The following is a 15,038-nucleotide window of genomic DNA, read 5'->3' on the forward strand; positions in this document are numbered from 1 at the left end:
ATAACGGCTGTAGCCAATGCCTGCCGGGCTGCGTGCTACATTGCGCGCCAATTTGCACCCGGCCCCTGCGGCCGGGCCCTCGACCGACGTCTGCAGGTTCTTCTTCATGGTGCATGTTTCCCCCGACTCCGCCCCGCCGCGCAAAGCGCTGACCCTGCCCCGCCTGCGCGAGATGCGAGGAGCCGGCGAGAAGATCGCCATGCTCACCGCCTACGACGCCACCTTCGCCGCCCAGGCCGACCGCGCCGGCGTCGACTGCCTGCTGGTAGGCGACTCGCTCGGCATGGTCTGCCAGGGCCGCGCCGACACCGTGGGCGTGAGCCTGGAGGCCATGCGCTACCACACCGAAAGCGTGGCGCGCGGCCTGCAGCGCGTGCAGGGCCGCGCCTGGCTGGTGGGCGACCTGCCCTTTGGCAGCTACCAGGCCTCGCGCGAGCAGGCGCTGCACAGCGCCACCGTGCTGATGCAGGCCGGCGCCCACATGGTCAAGCTCGAAGGCGGCGGCTGGACGGCCGACACCGTGCGCTTCCTGACCGAGCGCGGCATCCCGGTCTGCGCCCACCTGGGCCTGACGCCGCAGACGGTGCACGCCCTGGGCGGCTACCGCGTGCAGGGCCGTGGCGACGAAGGCGCGGCACAACTGCGCCGCCATGCGCTGGAGCTGCAAGACGCCGGCGCCACCCTGCTGGTGCTGGAGATGGTGCCCGCCGCGCTGGCCAGCGCCCTCACCGCCGAGCTGGACCGCTGCCCCACCATCGGCATAGGCGCCGGCCGTGGCACCGCCGGCCAGGTACTGGTGATGCACGACATGCTCGGCCTGCACCTGGCGCGCGCGCCGCGCTTTGTGCGCAACTTCATGCAAGATAGCCCCAGCATTGCCGAGGCCATGGCCTCTTACGTACGCGCCGTGAAGGACGGCAGCTTTCCCGACGACAGCCTGCACGCCTGGTAGCACCCGGCGTCGACATAAACAGAGAGGAGACAACAATGCACATCGCCCGCACCATCGACGACCTGCGCGCCTACCTGGCGCCCTACCGCCAGGCCACCGCCTTCGTGCCCACCATGGGCAACCTGCACGACGGCCATATTGCGCTGGTGCGCCAGGCCCACTCCCATGGCGAAGCCGTGGTGGCCAGCATCTTCGTCAACCGGCTGCAGTTCCTGCCGCACGAAGACTTCGACACCTACCCCCGCACCTGGGAGAGCGACTGCGACAAGCTGCGCGCGGCCGGCTGCAACGTGCTTTTCGCCCCGGACGAGCGCGCGCTCTACCCCGAGCCCCAGGCCTGCAAGGTGCATCCCGACCCGGCGCTGGCCGACATTCTGGAGGGGCACTTTCGGCCCGGCTTCTTCACCGGCGTCTGCACCGTGGTCGCCAAGCTGCTGAACTGCGTGCAGCCGCGCACCGCCCTGTTCGGCAAGAAGGACTACCAGCAGGTGATGGTGGTGCAGCACATGGTGCGCCAACTGGCGCTGCCGGTGCACATCCTGGCCTGCGAAACCACGCGTGCCGAAGACGGCCTGGCCCTGTCCTCGCGCAACGGCTACCTGAGCGCCGAGCAGCGCGCCCAGGCGGTGCAGCTCTCGCACACGCTGCAGGGCATGGCCAAGGCGCTGCGCAGCGGCCAGGCCGACATCGCCCAGTTGGAGCAAGACGCGCTGCAGCAACTCAGCAGCCGCGGCTGGCAGCCCGACTACCTCACGGTGCGCCGCCGCGGCGACCTGCAGGCGCCCGCCCCGGGCGACGCGCTGGTGGTGCTGGGCGCGGCCCGGCTGGGCAGCACGCGGCTGATCGACAACCTGGAAGTCGAAGCGCACTAAGGCTCCTCACTTGTCAGTCAGGTGGCGGATTTCCCGCCCCTGGCGTCAGGCATTTACCGCGCGATGGCAGCGCCACCGCGGGTTATTCCCTATGAAACAAGCCGTTTTTCACTTCTGAAGGCTTGCGCCCCAACTTGTCTTACAACTATACTTTTGGAAAGAACCCGCCCTTACTCCCCAGACTTTTGCCCTGCCGCACCCTCCCATGAAAACGACGCCCGTCACCCCCGCCGACCTCCAGTCCTCCGTGCTGGCCGTACCACCCCTGGCGCGCCATGCCGACCTGAGCCTGAACGTGGAAGGCAACCGCGCCATGGTCCGCCACCTGGAAGACGGCGGCGTGCGCACGCTGATGTACGGCGGCAACGCCAACTTCTACAACATCGGCGTGCGCGAATACCCCGCGGTGCTGGACCTGCTGGAGCAGATCGCCGGCGCCGACAGCTGGGTGATCCCCTCCATCGGCCCCGAGTACGGCAAGGCCTGCGACCAGATCGACATCCTGCGCGAGCGTGCCTTCCCCACGGCCATGCTGCTGCCGCTGCTGTTCCCCTCCACCAACAACGGCCTGGCCACGGGCTTTCGCAAGCTGGCCGAGCGCTATGGCAAGCCGCTGATCCTCTACATCAAGTCCGACGGCTACCTCACGGTCGACACGGTCGCGGCGCTCATGAACGATGGCCTGGTCAGCGCGGTGAAGTACGGCACGGTGCGCGAGAACCCCGCGCAAGACCCCTTCCTGCGTGAACTGCTGCAGAAGGTGGACGCGAGCCGCGTCATCAGCGGCATTGGCGAGAACCCGGCCATCATCCATCTGCGCGACTTCGGCCTGCAGGCCTTTACCTCCGGCTCGGTCTGCGTAGCGCCGCGCGGCTCCATGAAGCTGCTGCAGCTGCTCAAGGACAAGAACTACGCAGAGGCAGAGAAGGTGCGCGCCGCCTACATGCCGCTGGAGGCCGCGCGCGACGGCATCAGCCCGATCCGCGTGCTGCACGAGGCGGTGACGCTGGCCGGCATCGCCGACATGGGCCCGATGCTGCCCATGCTCTCCAACATCGACCCGGCAGACCACGCCCGCGTGGGCGAGGCCGCACGCGCGCTGCTGGCGCACGACCGCGCCCTGGCCTGAGACCCCACGGGCGCGGCCACTGCGCGCCCGGCCGACCGCCCGCACCGGGCGGCGGTGCCTTCCCCAAAAACACAAGGAGACAAAAGATGCCAGACCCTCAGGAGACATCCGCCCTCAGCCGCCGCCAATGGGTGGCCGGCGCCCTGGCCGGCACGGCCGCCACGCTGGCGCAGGCCCAGTCCTTCGACTTCAAGCCGCAGCAGCGCTACCCCGACCCGTCGGTGCAGGTGCTGGACCCGAGCTTTGCCAAGTACCGCCTGTTCAGCAGCAGCGTGGAGCAGATCGCCACCGGCTTTCGCTGGGTCGAAGGGCCGGTCTGGTTCGGCGACGGGCGCTCTCTGTTGTTCTCTGACATTCCCAACAACCGGATCATGCGTTGGGACGAGGCCACCGGCCAGACTGGCGTGTTCCGCCAGCCCTCCAACCATTCCAACGGCCTGGCGCGCGACCGCAATGGCCGCCTGCTGGCCTGCGAGCACCTGACGCGCCGCGTCACCCGCACCGAGTACGACGGCAGCATCACCGTGCTGGCCGAAGGCTACAACGGCAAGCGCTTCAACTCCCCCAACGACATCGTCTGCAAGAGCGACGGCTCGATCTGGTTCACCGACCCACCCTTCGGCATCGGCGGCATGTGGGAAGGCGACAAGGCCACGCCCGAACTGCCGCAGTCGGTCTACCGCATCGACCCGCAAAGCGGCAAGGTCGAGGTGGTGCTGGACGACCTGGCCGGCCCCAACGGCCTGTGCTTCTCGCCCGACGAGAAGCTGCTCTACATCGTCGAGTCGCGCCACCAGCCCAACCGCGTGATCTGGGCCTATGACGTGGGCGCCGGCCGGCGCCTGTCGGGCAAGCGCCTGCACGTGGATGCCAACGGCCCCGGCGCGCTCGACGGCATCAAGTGCGACGAAGACGGCAACCTCTGGTGCGGCTGGGGCAGCAACGGCGCCGCCGGCGTCGACCCGGCGGCGCTCGACGGCGTGATGGTGTTCAACCCGCAGGGCAAGCCGATCGGCCACATCCGCCTGCCCGAGCGCTGCCCCAACCTGTGCTTTGGCGGCCCCAAGAGAAACCGGCTGCTGATGGCCAGCAGCCATTCCATCTATTCGCTGTTCGTCGAAGTGCGCGGCGCGGTCTGAGCCCGCGCACGCACACCCCTTTCCCCCATCCATAAGGAGACAAGCATGAACCACCAACGCCGCCGCTTCGCCCTGAGCGCCTGCAGCCTCGCCGCCCTGGGCGCCCTGCCCCTGGCCGCCCTGGCACAAGACAAGTGGCCGACCAAGCCGATCAGCTACGTCGTGCCCTTCCCCACCGGCGGCACCACCGACATCCTGGCGCGGCTGATCGGCCAGAAGACCGGCGCCGCGATGGGCACCACCTTCGTCGTCGAGAACCGCGCCGGCGCGGGCGGCAGCATCGGCTCCGAGCTGGCCTCGCGCGCACCGGCCGACGGCTACACCATCGTCGGCGGCACGGTCAGCTCGCACGCCATCAACGTCAGCCTCTATCCCAAGCTCGGCTACGACCCGATCAAGTCCTTTGCGCCGATCGTGCTGATCGGTGCCAACCCGGTGGTGCTGATCGTGGGCGAGAAGAGCCCCTTCAAGTCGCTGAAGGACGTGATCGCCGCCGCCAAGGCCAAGCCCGGCACCATCACCTCGGCCTCGGCCGGCAACGGCACTTCGCAGCACATGTCGCTGGAGCTGCTGGGCTACAAGGCCGGCGCCAAGTTCGTGCACGTGCCCTACAAGGGCAGCGGCCCCGCCATCCAGGACGTGATGGCCGGCCAGGTCGACATGATGTTCGACACCACCGTGGTGGCCGGCCCGCACATCCAGAGCGGCAAGGTGCGCGCGTTGGCGGTCAGCTCGGCCAAGCGGCTCGACAGCATGCCCGACGTGCCGACCGTGGCAGAGACGGTGCCAGATTTCGAGGTCACCTCCTGGCAGGGCATCTTCGCGCCGGCCGGCACGCCCAAGCCCATCATCGACCGCTTCAGCCACGAAATCCTCAAGGTGCTGCACACCGACGAAATGCAAGAGCGCCTGAAGAGCCTGGGCATGCAGCCCTCCAACATGACGCCCGAGCAGTTCGGCGTCTTCCAGCAAAAGGAAGTCGAGAAGTGGGCGCAGGTGGTGAAGGCCACCGGCGTCAAGCTCGAGTAGCGGGCCGCTGCGCGCCCCGGCTACCATCGCGGCTTTGTCTCTGGAACAAAGGACCATCACGTTGGCTGGACGCAAGCGCGCAAGCGCCCCCCTGCAACTGCGCAAGGACAGCGGCGTGCCGCTGTCGCTGGAGCCCGGCCAGCGCATGCGCCTGAGCGACCAGCTCTACGCCCAGGTGTTCGACCAGATCGTCTCCGGCCGCCTCAATGTGGGCGACCAGCTACCGTCTGAAAACGAAATCTCGGAGATGTTCGGCGTCTCGCGCCCCGTGGTGCGCGAGGCGCTGCTGCGCCTGCGCGCCGACGGCCTGGTCACCGCGCAGCAAGGCCTGGGCACCTTCGTCAGCAGCCAGCCGGCGCCGCGCCTCAAGACCTTTGCCGGCGCCGAGAACGTCGCCGCCTACCTGCGCTGCCAGGAAGTGCGCATCGCCGTCGAGGGCGACACCGCGCGCCTGGCCGCGCTGCGCCGCACCGCCGCACAAATGACCGCGATAGAGGCCGCGCACCGCACCTTTGCCGAGAGCGCGCTGCAAGGCGGCATGGTGCCGGCCGACGACCTGGCCTTTCACCGCAGCATTGCCGAGGCCACCGGCAACGAGTTCTACCTGCACGTGCTCGACAACACCCACGAGGCGCTATCGGGCTTCATGCGCCTGAGCCTGAGCCTGACCCGCACCACCGGCTCCAGCCGCCGCGCGCAGAAGGTGGTGGACGAGCACCAGGCCATCGTCGACGCAATCGACGCACGCGACGGCGAACGCGCCCGCACCGCCATGCAGTTCCACCTGCAGCAGGCGCGCGAGCGGCTGCTGGACCGCAAGCAGGATCAGTAGACAACTGCTACTAATTTAGTAGCTATAAGCCCAGGCCGCACCTGGGCTAGAGGCCTAAAAGACCATTATTTCTCTGGCGCCGGGCCGCGCCCCATCAGCGCCGCTACGGCCTGCTCTGGCCGCAGCGCGCCATTCAGCAGCGCCACCACCGCCTCGGCAATCGGCATCTCCAGGCCCAGCCGGCGCGCGCGCTGCACCACGGTGCGGGCGCAGTACACGCCTTCTGCCACGTGGCCCAGCGAATCCACCGCCTGCTGCAGCGTGCGGCCCTCGGCCAGCAGCAGGCCGACGCGGCGGTTGCGGCTCAGGTCGCCGGTGGAGGTCAGCACCAGGTCGCCCAGGCCGGACAAGCCCATGAAAGTCTCGGCCTGCGCGCCCAGCGCCAGCCCCAGGCGCGACATCTCGGCCAGGCCGCGCGTGATCAGCGCCGCGCGCGCGTTCAGGCCCAGCTGCAAGCCATCGCACAGGCCGGTGGCAATCGCCATCACGTTCTTTACCGCGCCGCCCACCTCCACGCCAACCACGTCGTCATTGGCATAGACGCGCAGCGCCGGCCCATGAAAGGCCGCCACCAGCGCGGCGCGCACTGCCGCATCGGCACTGGCGGCCACCAGCGCCGTCGGCTGGCCGTGCGCCACTTCCTGCGCAAAGCTGGGCCCGCTCAGCGTGCCCGCGGCCAGCGCGGGCGCCACCTGGGCACAGACCTCGTGCGGCAGCAGACCGAAGGCGCCATCGCCGCTGGCCGCCTCAAAGCCCTTGCACAACCAGGCCACCGGCACCGTCAGCCCCGCCAACTGCGCCAGCACGCCGCGCAGCGCGGCAATAGGCGTAGCGACGATGACCAGTTCGGCCTCCGGCAGCAGCGCCGTCAGCGGGCCAGACGCCACCGACAGCGCCGGCGGCAGCGCCGCGCCCGGCAGGTAGCGGGCGTTTTCACGCGCGCGCTCCAGCGCCGCCGCCTGCGCCGGGTCGCGCGCCCAGAGCTGCACCGCATGCGCACCCGCGGCCGCCGCGGCAATCGCCATGGCCGTGCCCCAGGCACCTGCACCAATTACTACTATTTTCATAGCAAAAAGCCGTTGCAGGGCAACGGCTTGAGGGCTAAAAGCGTCAGAAAATTACTGCGGCAGGCCTTGCGGCTGCTCGCCAGCGGCTTGCGCCTGCTGCTGCTCGTACATGGCCTGGAAGTTGATCTCGGCCAGGTGCACCGGCGGGAAGCCGCCACGCTGGATGATGTCAGCCACGTTGCCGCGCAGGTAGGGATAGACGATCTGCGGGCAGGCGATGCCCAGGATCTGGCCAACCTGGTCTTCCGGCAGGTTGCGCACTTCAAAAATGCCGGCTTGCTTGGCTTCGACCAGGAACACGGTCTTGTCCTTGATCTTGGTCTGCACCGTGGCCGTTACCGACACCTCGAAGATGCCTTCGGCCACCGGCTGCGCGTCCACGCCGAGCTGGATGTCGACGGTGGGCTGTTCCTGCTCCAGCAGGATGGCGGGCGAATTCGGTTGTTCGAGCGACAGGTCCTTCAGGTAGACGCGCTGGATCTGGAACACGGGTTCTTGCTGGTCGGACATGGTGTGCAGTAGTGCTTCGGGTCAAAAAAACAAAGCCTGCCGGGGAGACTCCCCAGCAGGCGCTCGGCATGCATTATCTCTATCTCTGAGGCTCGGATTTAAGCCGAGGCACCTTCCAGCAACGGCACCAGGCCGCCACGGCCTTCCAGCGCCATCAGGTCGTCGCAGCCGCCCACATGGGTGTCGCCGACGTAGATCTGCGGCACGGTGCGGCGGCCGGTGCGCTCCATCATGGCGTTGCGCGCGGCCGGGTCAGTGTCGATGCGGATCTCTTCGATCGCCTCGACGCCCTTGGACTTGAGGATTTGCTTGGCGCGAATGCAGTAAGGGCAAACGGCCGTGGTGTACATGGTGACGGATTGCATAGGCGTGGGTAGAAGTCGGCTAGATACGGGGTTTAACCCTTGTCAACCGGCAGATTAGCTTCTTTCCACGCCTTCAGCCCGCCGGCCAGCACTTGGGCCTGCTCGTAACCGAGTTTCTTGGCAATGGCCAGCGCCCGGTTGGCCCGCCCGCCGGTGGGGCAGACCAGGATCACCGGCAGCGCCTTGTTCTTCACCACGGCCGGCAGGCGCGCCTCCAGTTCACCCAGGGGCACGTTCTTGGCACCGCCGGCATGCTGCTGGGCATATTCCTCGGTCTCGCTCACGTCGATCAGCACCGCCTTCTCGCGGTTGATGAGCTGCACCGCGCGCGCCGGCGTCAGGGCGCCGCTGGTGGCGCCCTTGATCAGGGGCCAGACCAGCATGCCGCCCGCGGCGATGGCGATAAGGAAGAGCGACCAGTTGTCGATGATGAAATTCACGGGAATCCTTGGGGGCAGGGCCTGGACCAGGCCGGTGGAGAGGCAAAACCCGGCAATTTTAGAATGGCGGGCTTGGCGCCCCTTTTTCACCCCCTCCAAGCCCCCGCCACGAAAGGCCTTCCCTTGTACAAGCTCGTCCTGATTCGCCACGGCGAATCCACCTGGAACCTCGAAAACCGCTTTACCGGCTGGACCGACGTAGACCTCACGCCCACCGGCGTCGAGCAGGCCAAGACCGCTGGCCGGCTGCTGCGCGACGAGGGCTATGACTTCGACGTCGCCTACACCAGCGTGCTCAAGCGCGCCACGCGCACGCTCTGGCACACGCTCGACGAAATGGACCGCACCTGGCTGCCGGTGGTGCACAGCTGGCGCCTGAACGAGCGCCACTACGGCGCGCTGCAAGGCCTCAACAAGGCCGACATGGCCAAGGAATACGGCGACGCCCAGGTGCTGGTGTGGCGCCGCAGCTACGACACGCCGCCGCCGCCGCTGGACGCAGCCGACCCGCGCGGCGAAGGCGGCGACCGCCGCTATGCCAAGCTGCAACCCGGCGAGCTGCCGCTCACCGAATGCCTGAAAGACACCGTCGCCCGGGTCCTGCCCTTCTGGAACGAAGCCATGGCGCCGGCCATCCGCGCCGGCAAGCGCGTGGTCGTGGCCGCGCACGGCAACTCCATCCGCGCCCTGATCAAGTACCTGGACGGCATCTCCGAGACCGACATCGTCGGCCTGAACATCCCGAACGGCATCCCGCTGGTGTACGAACTGGACGCCGATCTGAAGCCGCTGCGCCACTACTATCTGGGCGACGCCGAGGCCGCAGCCAAGGCCGCGGCGGCAGTCGCCGCCCAAGGCAAAGGCTAAAAAGCTTAAATGGCGCGCCGGGCTTGCCCCGGCGCGCCGCTCCAGCGCTAGGGAACCCTTTCGGCCGCAGCACTTCCAAGGTGTATATTGAAGCGGTTAACCAGAGGTTATATGGGTCAGAAACTCCGAATCGCAGGCTGGATCTCCGTAGGCGTCGTCGCCGGCGCGCTGACCACCGTCTCCTTGCAGACCGTGGCGCGCAGCGCCCTCAGTCCGCTGCCACTCGAAGAGCTGCAGCAGCTCGCCGCCGTCTACGGCATGATCAAGACGGACTATGTCGAGCCAGTGGACGACAAAAAGCTCATCACCGATGCCATCTCCGGCATGGTGGCCAGCCTTGATCCGCACTCCCAGTACTTCGACAAGAAGAGCTTCAAGGAATTCCGCGAAGGCACCACCGGCCGTTTCGTGGGCGTTGGCATAGAGATATCGCAAGAAGACGGCCTGATCAAGGTAGTTTCACCCATCGAGGGCTCGCCAGCCTTCCGCGCCGGCATCAAGACCAACGACCTCATCACCAAGATCGACGACACGGCCGTCAAGGGTCTGGCCCTAAACGACGCCGTCAAGCGCATGCGTGGCGAGCCCGGCACCCAGGTCACGCTGACACTGTTCCGCAAGGACGAGTCGCGTACCTTCCCGGTCACCATCACGCGCGAAGAGATCCGTACCCAGTCGGTGCGCGGCAAGATCATCGAGCCCGGCTACGCCTGGCTGCGTCTGTCGCAGTTCCAGGAGCGCACGGTTGACGACTTCGTCGCCAAGGTCGACGAGCTCTACAAGCAGAACCCGAACATCAAGGGCCTGGTGCTGGACCTGCGCAACGATCCGGGCGGCCTGCTGGACTCGGCCGTGGCTGTCTCCGCTGCCTTCCTGCCTGCCGGCGTCACCGTGGTCACGACCGACGGCCAACTGGCCGAGAGCAAGGCCGCCTACAAGGCAGAGCCCGCAGACTACCTGCGCCGCCCCGGCAGCACCGACCCGCTGCGCCGCCTGCCGGCCGCACTCAAGACCGTGCCCATGGTGGTGCTGGTCAATGAAGGCTCGGCCTCGGCCAGCGAAATCGTGGCCGGCGCGCTCAAGGACCACAAGCGCGCCATCATCATGGGCAGCCAGACCTTCGGCAAAGGCTCGGTACAAACCGTGCGCCCACTGGGCCCGGACACCGGCCTGAAGATCACCACCGCGCGCTACTACACGCCTAGCGGCAAGTCGATCCAGGCCACCGGTATCGTGCCCGACGTGATGATCGACGAGACACTGGAGGGCAACCTGTTCTCCGCCCTGCGCACGCGGGAAGCCGACCTCGAGAAGCATCTCAACAGCGGCCAGGGCGAAGAGAAGAAGGACGAAGCCCGCGAGCGCGCCCGCCAGGAAGCCATCAAGAAGCTCGAAGCCGAAGGCAACAAGCCGGCGCCACGGGCGCCGGAGTTCGGCTCCGACAAGGACTTCCAGCTGGCGCAGGCCATCAATCGCCTCAAGGGCCAGCCGGTGGTTGTGAGCAAGACCCAGGTCGAGCGCGCTACCGAAGACAAAAAGGAAAACTAAAGGCGCGCCTGCGCGCCAACGCCCCGCCGGTACGCCGCGCGGGGCTTTTTTTCGTATGGACGACCAAGACCTTCTGCGCTATTCCCGCCACATCCTGCTCGACGAGATCGGCATCGAGGGGCAGCAGCGCCTGCAGGACGCGCATGTGCTGGTGGTGGGCCTGGGCGGCCTGGGCTGCGCCGCGGCGCTGTACCTGGGCGCGGCAGGCGTCGGCCGCATGACCCTGGTGGACCACGACCGCGTCGACCTCACCAACCTGCAGCGGCAGATCGCGCACAGTACCGAGCGTATTGGCTGGCACAAGGTGGCGTCAGCCGCGGCCTCGATCCAGGCACTCAACCCGTTGGTGCAGCTGCAGCCCCTGGCCGAACAGGCCGACGCCGCCTGCCTGGAGCGCCTGGTGCCCCAAGCCGACCTGGTGCTGGATTGCACCGACGGCTTTGCGATCCGGCAACTGATCAACGCCGCCTGTGTGCGCCATGGCCGGCCGCTGGTGTCGGGCGCGGCGCTGCGCTTTGATGGGCAACTGGGCGTGTACGACGTGCGCGATGCGGCCTCGCCCTGCTACGCCTGCGTCTTCCCGCCGCAATCGCAGGTCGAGGAAACCGCCTGCGCCACCATGGGCGTGTTCGCGCCCCTGGTAGGCCTCATTGGCGCCGCACAGGCCGCCGATGCGCTGACAGTGCTGCTCGGGCGCGGCGCCCCGTTGCTCCAGCGGCTGCGCATGGTGGACGCCCGCCGCATGGAGTGGAGCGAGGTGCGCGTTGCACGCGATGTAGCCTGCCCCGTGTGCAGCGCACGACGACCCTGAAGCTATTCCTGTGCGGCAGCGGCCAGCCGCACATAGACGGTGCAGCCCGCGTCCAGCGCGCCCTCTGCCCGCACGCTGCCGCCGTGGCGCTCGGCGATGCGGCGCACCGCCGCCAGGCCCAGGCCCAGGCCTTCGAACTCCGAGGTGCCGTGCAGACGCTCGAACACGCCAAACAGCCGGCCCGCTGCGGCTGGGTTGAAGCCCGCGCCGTTGTCGCGCACAAAGATTTCTGCCGCGCCTTGCGTCCCGCGCTGCCAGCCGACCGCGATCTGCGCCGCAGGCTGGCGCCGCGTGAACTTGAGCGCATTGCCCAGCAGGTGTTGCAGCAGTTGTCGCAGCAGCGCCGGGTCGCCTTGGCAGGCCGGCAGATCGGGCGCGATGTGCCAGGCCACGTTGCGACCGGCGGCCTCGGCCTGCAGGCCGTCGCGCACCTCGGCCGCCAGCGCGGCCAGGTCCAGCGGCAGCACGGTGAGCGGCGCGCGGCCTATGCGCGACAGCCCCAGCAAGCCATCGACCATGCGGCCCATCAACGCGGTGGATTGCTCCATGTTGGCCAGAAAGCTCAGCGCCTCGTCATCGCTGCCCAGGTCTTCCAGCCGCTCGCGCAGCAGGCCGCCAAAGGCCTTCAAGTGGCGCAGCGGCGCGCGCAAGTCGTGCGAGGCGACGCGGAAGAAGTCCTCCAGTTCGGCGCGTGCCGCAGCCAGTTCGGCCTGCAGCGCGGCGACATCAGGCGGCGACGTGCCCATACCTCTAGCCTTCCGTCTTGCGCACCGGGCGCTTCCAGTCCGGCAGGTTGACCTGCCGCGCGCGCGACACGGCCAGGGCGCCGGGCGGCGTGTCCTTGCTGATGGTCGAGCCCCCGCCCACCGTGCTGCCCGCGCCCAGCGTGACCGGCGCCACCAGCACGCAGTTGCTGCCGATATGCACGTCGTCGCCAATCACCGTGCGGTGCTTGTTCACGCCGTCGTAGTTGGCGGTGATGCTGCCCGCGCCGTAGTTGACCCGCGCGCCCACGGTGGCGTCGCCCAGGTAGGCCAGATGGTTGGCCTTGGCGCCTTCGGCCAGGGTGGAATTCTTGACCTCGACAAAGTTGCCGATGTGCACCTGCGCGCCCAGCCGCGCACCAGGCCGCAGCCGCGCGAAGGGGCCTACCAACGCGCCCTCGCCCACCTCGACCGGGCCGGCCTTGCCGCTGCGCTCGCCCGCCACGTGGCTGAACGGATGGATCACCGCGCCAGCGGCGATCTGCGCGTTGGCAATGACGCAGTGCGCACCAATGCGCACGCCCTCGCCCAGGCTCACTTCGCCTTCGAAGATGCAGCCGACATCGATCTCTACATCGGACTCGCATTGCAGCGTGCCGCGCAGGTCGAAGCGCGCCGGGTCGGCCAGGCGCACGCCGGCTTCCATCAGGCGCTCGGCCTGGCGGCGCTGGTAGGCGCGCTCCAGTGCCGCCAATTGCGACGGGCTGTTGATGCCTGCCACCTCGACCGCATCCTGCGTGCGCACAACGCGCACCGGCACGCCATCGGCCACGGCCAGCGCGACGATGTCGGGCAGGTAGTACTCGCCCTGGGCATTGCGGTTGTCCAGCCGCGCCAGCCAGCCGCGCAGGCGCGCCGCGGGCACGGCCATCATGCCGGTGTTGGTTTCGCGGATGGCGCGCTGGGCGTCAGTCGCATCCTTGTGCTCGACGATGCCCTGCACCGCGCCCTGCGCATCGCGCACGATGCGGCCGTAGCCGCTGGGGTCGTCCAGCTCGATGGTGAGCAGGGCCAGCGCGCCATCGGCGGCGGCATCGGCCAGGGCGCGCAGCGTAGTGGTGCCGATCAAGGGCACGTCGCCGTTCAAGACCAGCACCGTGCCGTCTTCACCCAGCAGCGGCGCCGCCTGCTGCACGGCGTGGCCGGTGCCCAATTGCGGCTCTTGCCGGGCAAAGGCCAGTGCAAACGGCAGGGCCTCAAGTTGCAACGCGGCCTCAACCACCTCGGCGCCGTGGCCGGTCACCACCACCACGCGGCGCGCGCCCAGCGGTGCCACGGCATCCAGCACGTGCTGCAGCATCGCGCGCCCGGCAAGCCGGTGTAACACTTTGGGCAGGCGGCTTTTCATCCGCGTACCCTTGCCTGCCGCCATCACCACCACATCCAGCACCGCCATGTACTTTCCTTCTAGCCTGCGTTCGACACTGCTCCGACGCACGGCCAGAGCTTGGTTGCGGATTATCGGCGTGGCGGCCGGCGCACTGCTGGCCACGGCGCTGCTGCAGGCCTGCAGCACCATGCGCCTGGCCTATGACCAGTCACCCCAGCTGGCCTACTGGTGGCTGGACGGCTATGTGGATTTCGACAGCAACCAGTCGCGCCAGGTGCGCGAAGACCTGGACGCATTGCAGCAATGGCACCGCAGCAGCGAGCTGCCGCAGATAGACGCCCTGCTGCGGCAAGCGCAGGACGCCGCGCCACGCGAAATCACGGCCGACAGCGCCTGCCGCCTGCTCGACGGCGTGCGCGAGCGGCTGCAGGCCGTCACGCTGCGCGCCGAAGACGTGGTGGCCGTGTCCGCGCTGAGCCTGCAGCCCGAGCAGATCGACAACATCCGTCGCAAGTTCGAACGCAACAACGCCAAGTACCGCAAGCTCTGGCTCGACGCCACGCCCGAGGATTGGCGGGCCCGGCGCCTCAAGGAAGTACGCGAGCGCAGCGAGATGCTGTACGGCCGCCTGAGCCCGGCCCAGCGTGAGGCGCTGCAGGAGCACATCGCACGCTCGGCCTTCGACCCGCAGCGCCGCTACGCCGAGATGCTGCTGCGGCAGCAGGACCTGCTGCAGACCCTGGCCCAGCTATCGCAAGACAAGCCGCCGCCAGAGCAGGCGCGCGCCACCGTGCGTGCGCTGTTCGAGCGGGCCCTCAACCCGCCCGACGCGGACCAGCGCCGCCATCAACAGGCGCTGCAGCGCGAGGGCTGCGAGGCCTTTGCCCAGGTACACGCACTGGCCACGCCGGCCCAGCGCCAGACGGCCGTGGAGCGGCTGCAGGACTACCGGCGCGATCTGCGGCGGTTGGAAGCCGCGCGCTGAGTTGCCCCCCCTCAAGCATCCTGATTCAGATTGGCTTCCTGGACATAGGACTCGACTTCGCTGGCGTTGCGCAGCCCGCCAGCGGGCGCCCGCACAGTCTCTGGTGCGGGCTCCGTGCCCGCAGGCTTGCCGCGCCGGGGCAGGTCTCGCCCTGGCACGCGTTGCACGCCAGCAGGCAGTGCTTTGCGCGGCCCGGTCTGGAATTCGGTCGCGCCCTGCTGCTGCTGCAGGCAGTTGAGCGCCATGGCGCTGCGCCGGGATTGCTGTTGCTGTGGCCGCGGCGGTATGCGCGCGGGGGCGTTGGGTTGCTGGGGGGTGAACATGGCGTCTCCGGATCGGGCTGGCGGCCCGCAAGGGGCCGCCTGAGAACGATCAAGCGTAGGGAGCCGCCCACCACC

General features: G+C 68.4%; 17 protein-coding genes. 10 read left to right on the forward strand and 7 right to left on the reverse strand.

Features of this window, described 5'->3' with window-relative positions:
- Positions 1-106 precede the first annotated feature (106 nt).
- The 6 genes from panB (at position 107) to AAFF27_22935 (ending at position 5,953) form a co-directional block, all read left to right on the forward strand.
- Positions 107-952, forward strand: coding sequence for a 3-methyl-2-oxobutanoate hydroxymethyltransferase (gene panB / locus AAFF27_22910; protein XAH22813.1), 846 nt, complete (start codon positions 107-109; stop codon positions 950-952).
- A gap of 35 nt (positions 953-987) precedes the next feature.
- Positions 988-1,824, forward strand: a complete 837-nt coding sequence (gene panC, locus AAFF27_22915) for a pantoate--beta-alanine ligase (protein XAH22814.1) — start codon at positions 988-990, stop codon at positions 1,822-1,824.
- 205 nt (positions 1,825-2,029) lie between these two features.
- Positions 2,030-2,953, forward strand: a complete 924-nt coding sequence (locus AAFF27_22920) for a dihydrodipicolinate synthase family protein (GenBank protein XAH22815.1) — start codon at positions 2,030-2,032, stop codon at positions 2,951-2,953.
- An 86-nt stretch (positions 2,954-3,039) separates the two neighbouring features.
- The gene (locus AAFF27_22925; GenBank protein ID XAH22816.1) at positions 3,040-4,092 is read left to right on the forward strand and encodes an SMP-30/gluconolactonase/LRE family protein; all 1,053 of its coding nucleotides are present in this window, start codon (positions 3,040-3,042) and stop codon (positions 4,090-4,092) included.
- A gap of 45 nt (positions 4,093-4,137) precedes the next feature.
- The gene (locus AAFF27_22930; GenBank protein ID XAH22817.1) at positions 4,138-5,121 is read left to right on the forward strand and encodes a tripartite tricarboxylate transporter substrate binding protein; all 984 of its coding nucleotides are present in this window, start codon (positions 4,138-4,140) and stop codon (positions 5,119-5,121) included.
- A gap of 145 nt (positions 5,122-5,266) precedes the next feature.
- The gene (locus AAFF27_22935; GenBank protein ID XAH26303.1) at positions 5,267-5,953 is read left to right on the forward strand and encodes a FadR/GntR family transcriptional regulator; all 687 of its coding nucleotides are present in this window, start codon (positions 5,267-5,269) and stop codon (positions 5,951-5,953) included.
- A gap of 65 nt (positions 5,954-6,018) precedes the next feature.
- Here AAFF27_22935 and AAFF27_22940 read toward each other — a convergent pair whose 3' ends face one another.
- The 4 genes from AAFF27_22940 to AAFF27_22955 all read right to left on the reverse strand — a co-directional run bounded on the left by AAFF27_22940 (position 6,019) and on the right by AAFF27_22955 (position 8,335).
- Positions 6,019-7,020 (reverse strand): NAD(P)H-dependent glycerol-3-phosphate dehydrogenase, encoded by a 1,002-nt coding sequence (locus AAFF27_22940; protein XAH22818.1) that lies wholly within the window; start codon positions 7,018-7,020, stop codon positions 6,019-6,021.
- Between the two features lie 51 nt (positions 7,021-7,071).
- A complete protein-coding gene (gene secB / locus AAFF27_22945; GenBank protein XAH22819.1) occupies positions 7,072-7,530 on the reverse strand; it encodes a protein-export chaperone SecB in 459 nt (152 codons plus the stop codon).
- A 98-nt stretch (positions 7,531-7,628) separates the two neighbouring features.
- Entirely contained in the window at positions 7,629-7,895 is a 267-nt protein-coding gene (gene grxC / locus AAFF27_22950) for a glutaredoxin 3 (protein XAH22820.1), read from the reverse strand.
- Positions 7,896-7,927: 32 nt separating this feature from the next.
- Entirely contained in the window at positions 7,928-8,335 is a 408-nt protein-coding gene (locus AAFF27_22955; GenBank protein XAH22821.1) for a rhodanese-like domain-containing protein, read from the reverse strand.
- A gap of 123 nt (positions 8,336-8,458) precedes the next feature.
- On the opposite strand from AAFF27_22955, the gene gpmA reads away from it, so the two are divergent.
- The 3 genes from gpmA (at position 8,459) to AAFF27_22970 (ending at position 11,561) form a co-directional block, all read left to right on the forward strand.
- Positions 8,459-9,202: a 2,3-diphosphoglycerate-dependent phosphoglycerate mutase gene (gpmA, locus tag AAFF27_22960; protein XAH22822.1), complete on the forward strand. Its 744-nt coding sequence runs from the start codon at positions 8,459-8,461 to the stop codon at positions 9,200-9,202.
- 111 nt (positions 9,203-9,313) lie between these two features.
- The gene (locus AAFF27_22965; GenBank protein XAH22823.1) at positions 9,314-10,750 is read left to right on the forward strand and encodes a S41 family peptidase; all 1,437 of its coding nucleotides are present in this window, start codon (positions 9,314-9,316) and stop codon (positions 10,748-10,750) included.
- A 55-nt stretch (positions 10,751-10,805) separates the two neighbouring features.
- Positions 10,806-11,561, forward strand: coding sequence for a HesA/MoeB/ThiF family protein (locus AAFF27_22970; protein XAH22824.1), 756 nt, complete (start codon positions 10,806-10,808; stop codon positions 11,559-11,561).
- Positions 11,562-11,563: 2 nt separating this feature from the next.
- Here the strand turns inward: AAFF27_22970 and AAFF27_22975 are convergent, their stop codons facing one another.
- Positions 11,564-12,307: an ATP-binding protein gene (locus tag AAFF27_22975; GenBank protein XAH22825.1), complete on the reverse strand. Its 744-nt coding sequence runs from the start codon at positions 12,305-12,307 to the stop codon at positions 11,564-11,566.
- Between the two features lie 4 nt (positions 12,308-12,311).
- Entirely contained in the window at positions 12,312-13,721 is a 1,410-nt protein-coding gene (glmU, locus tag AAFF27_22980; GenBank protein XAH22826.1) for a bifunctional UDP-N-acetylglucosamine diphosphorylase/glucosamine-1-phosphate N-acetyltransferase GlmU, read from the reverse strand.
- Positions 13,722-13,776: 55 nt separating this feature from the next.
- On the opposite strand from glmU, the gene AAFF27_22985 reads away from it, so the two are divergent.
- A complete protein-coding gene (locus tag AAFF27_22985) occupies positions 13,777-14,640 on the forward strand; it encodes a DUF6279 family lipoprotein (GenBank protein ID XAH22827.1) in 864 nt (287 codons plus the stop codon).
- A gap of 11 nt (positions 14,641-14,651) precedes the next feature.
- On the opposite strand, the gene AAFF27_22990 is transcribed toward AAFF27_22985, so the two are convergent.
- Positions 14,652-14,963, reverse strand: coding sequence for a hypothetical protein (locus tag AAFF27_22990; GenBank protein ID XAH22828.1), 312 nt, complete (start codon positions 14,961-14,963; stop codon positions 14,652-14,654).
- Between the last annotated feature and the right edge of the window lie 75 nt (positions 14,964-15,038).

Source organism: Xylophilus sp. GW821-FHT01B05 (genome assembly GCA_038961845.1).
Classification (GTDB): domain Bacteria; phylum Pseudomonadota; class Gammaproteobacteria; order Burkholderiales; family Burkholderiaceae_C; genus Xylophilus.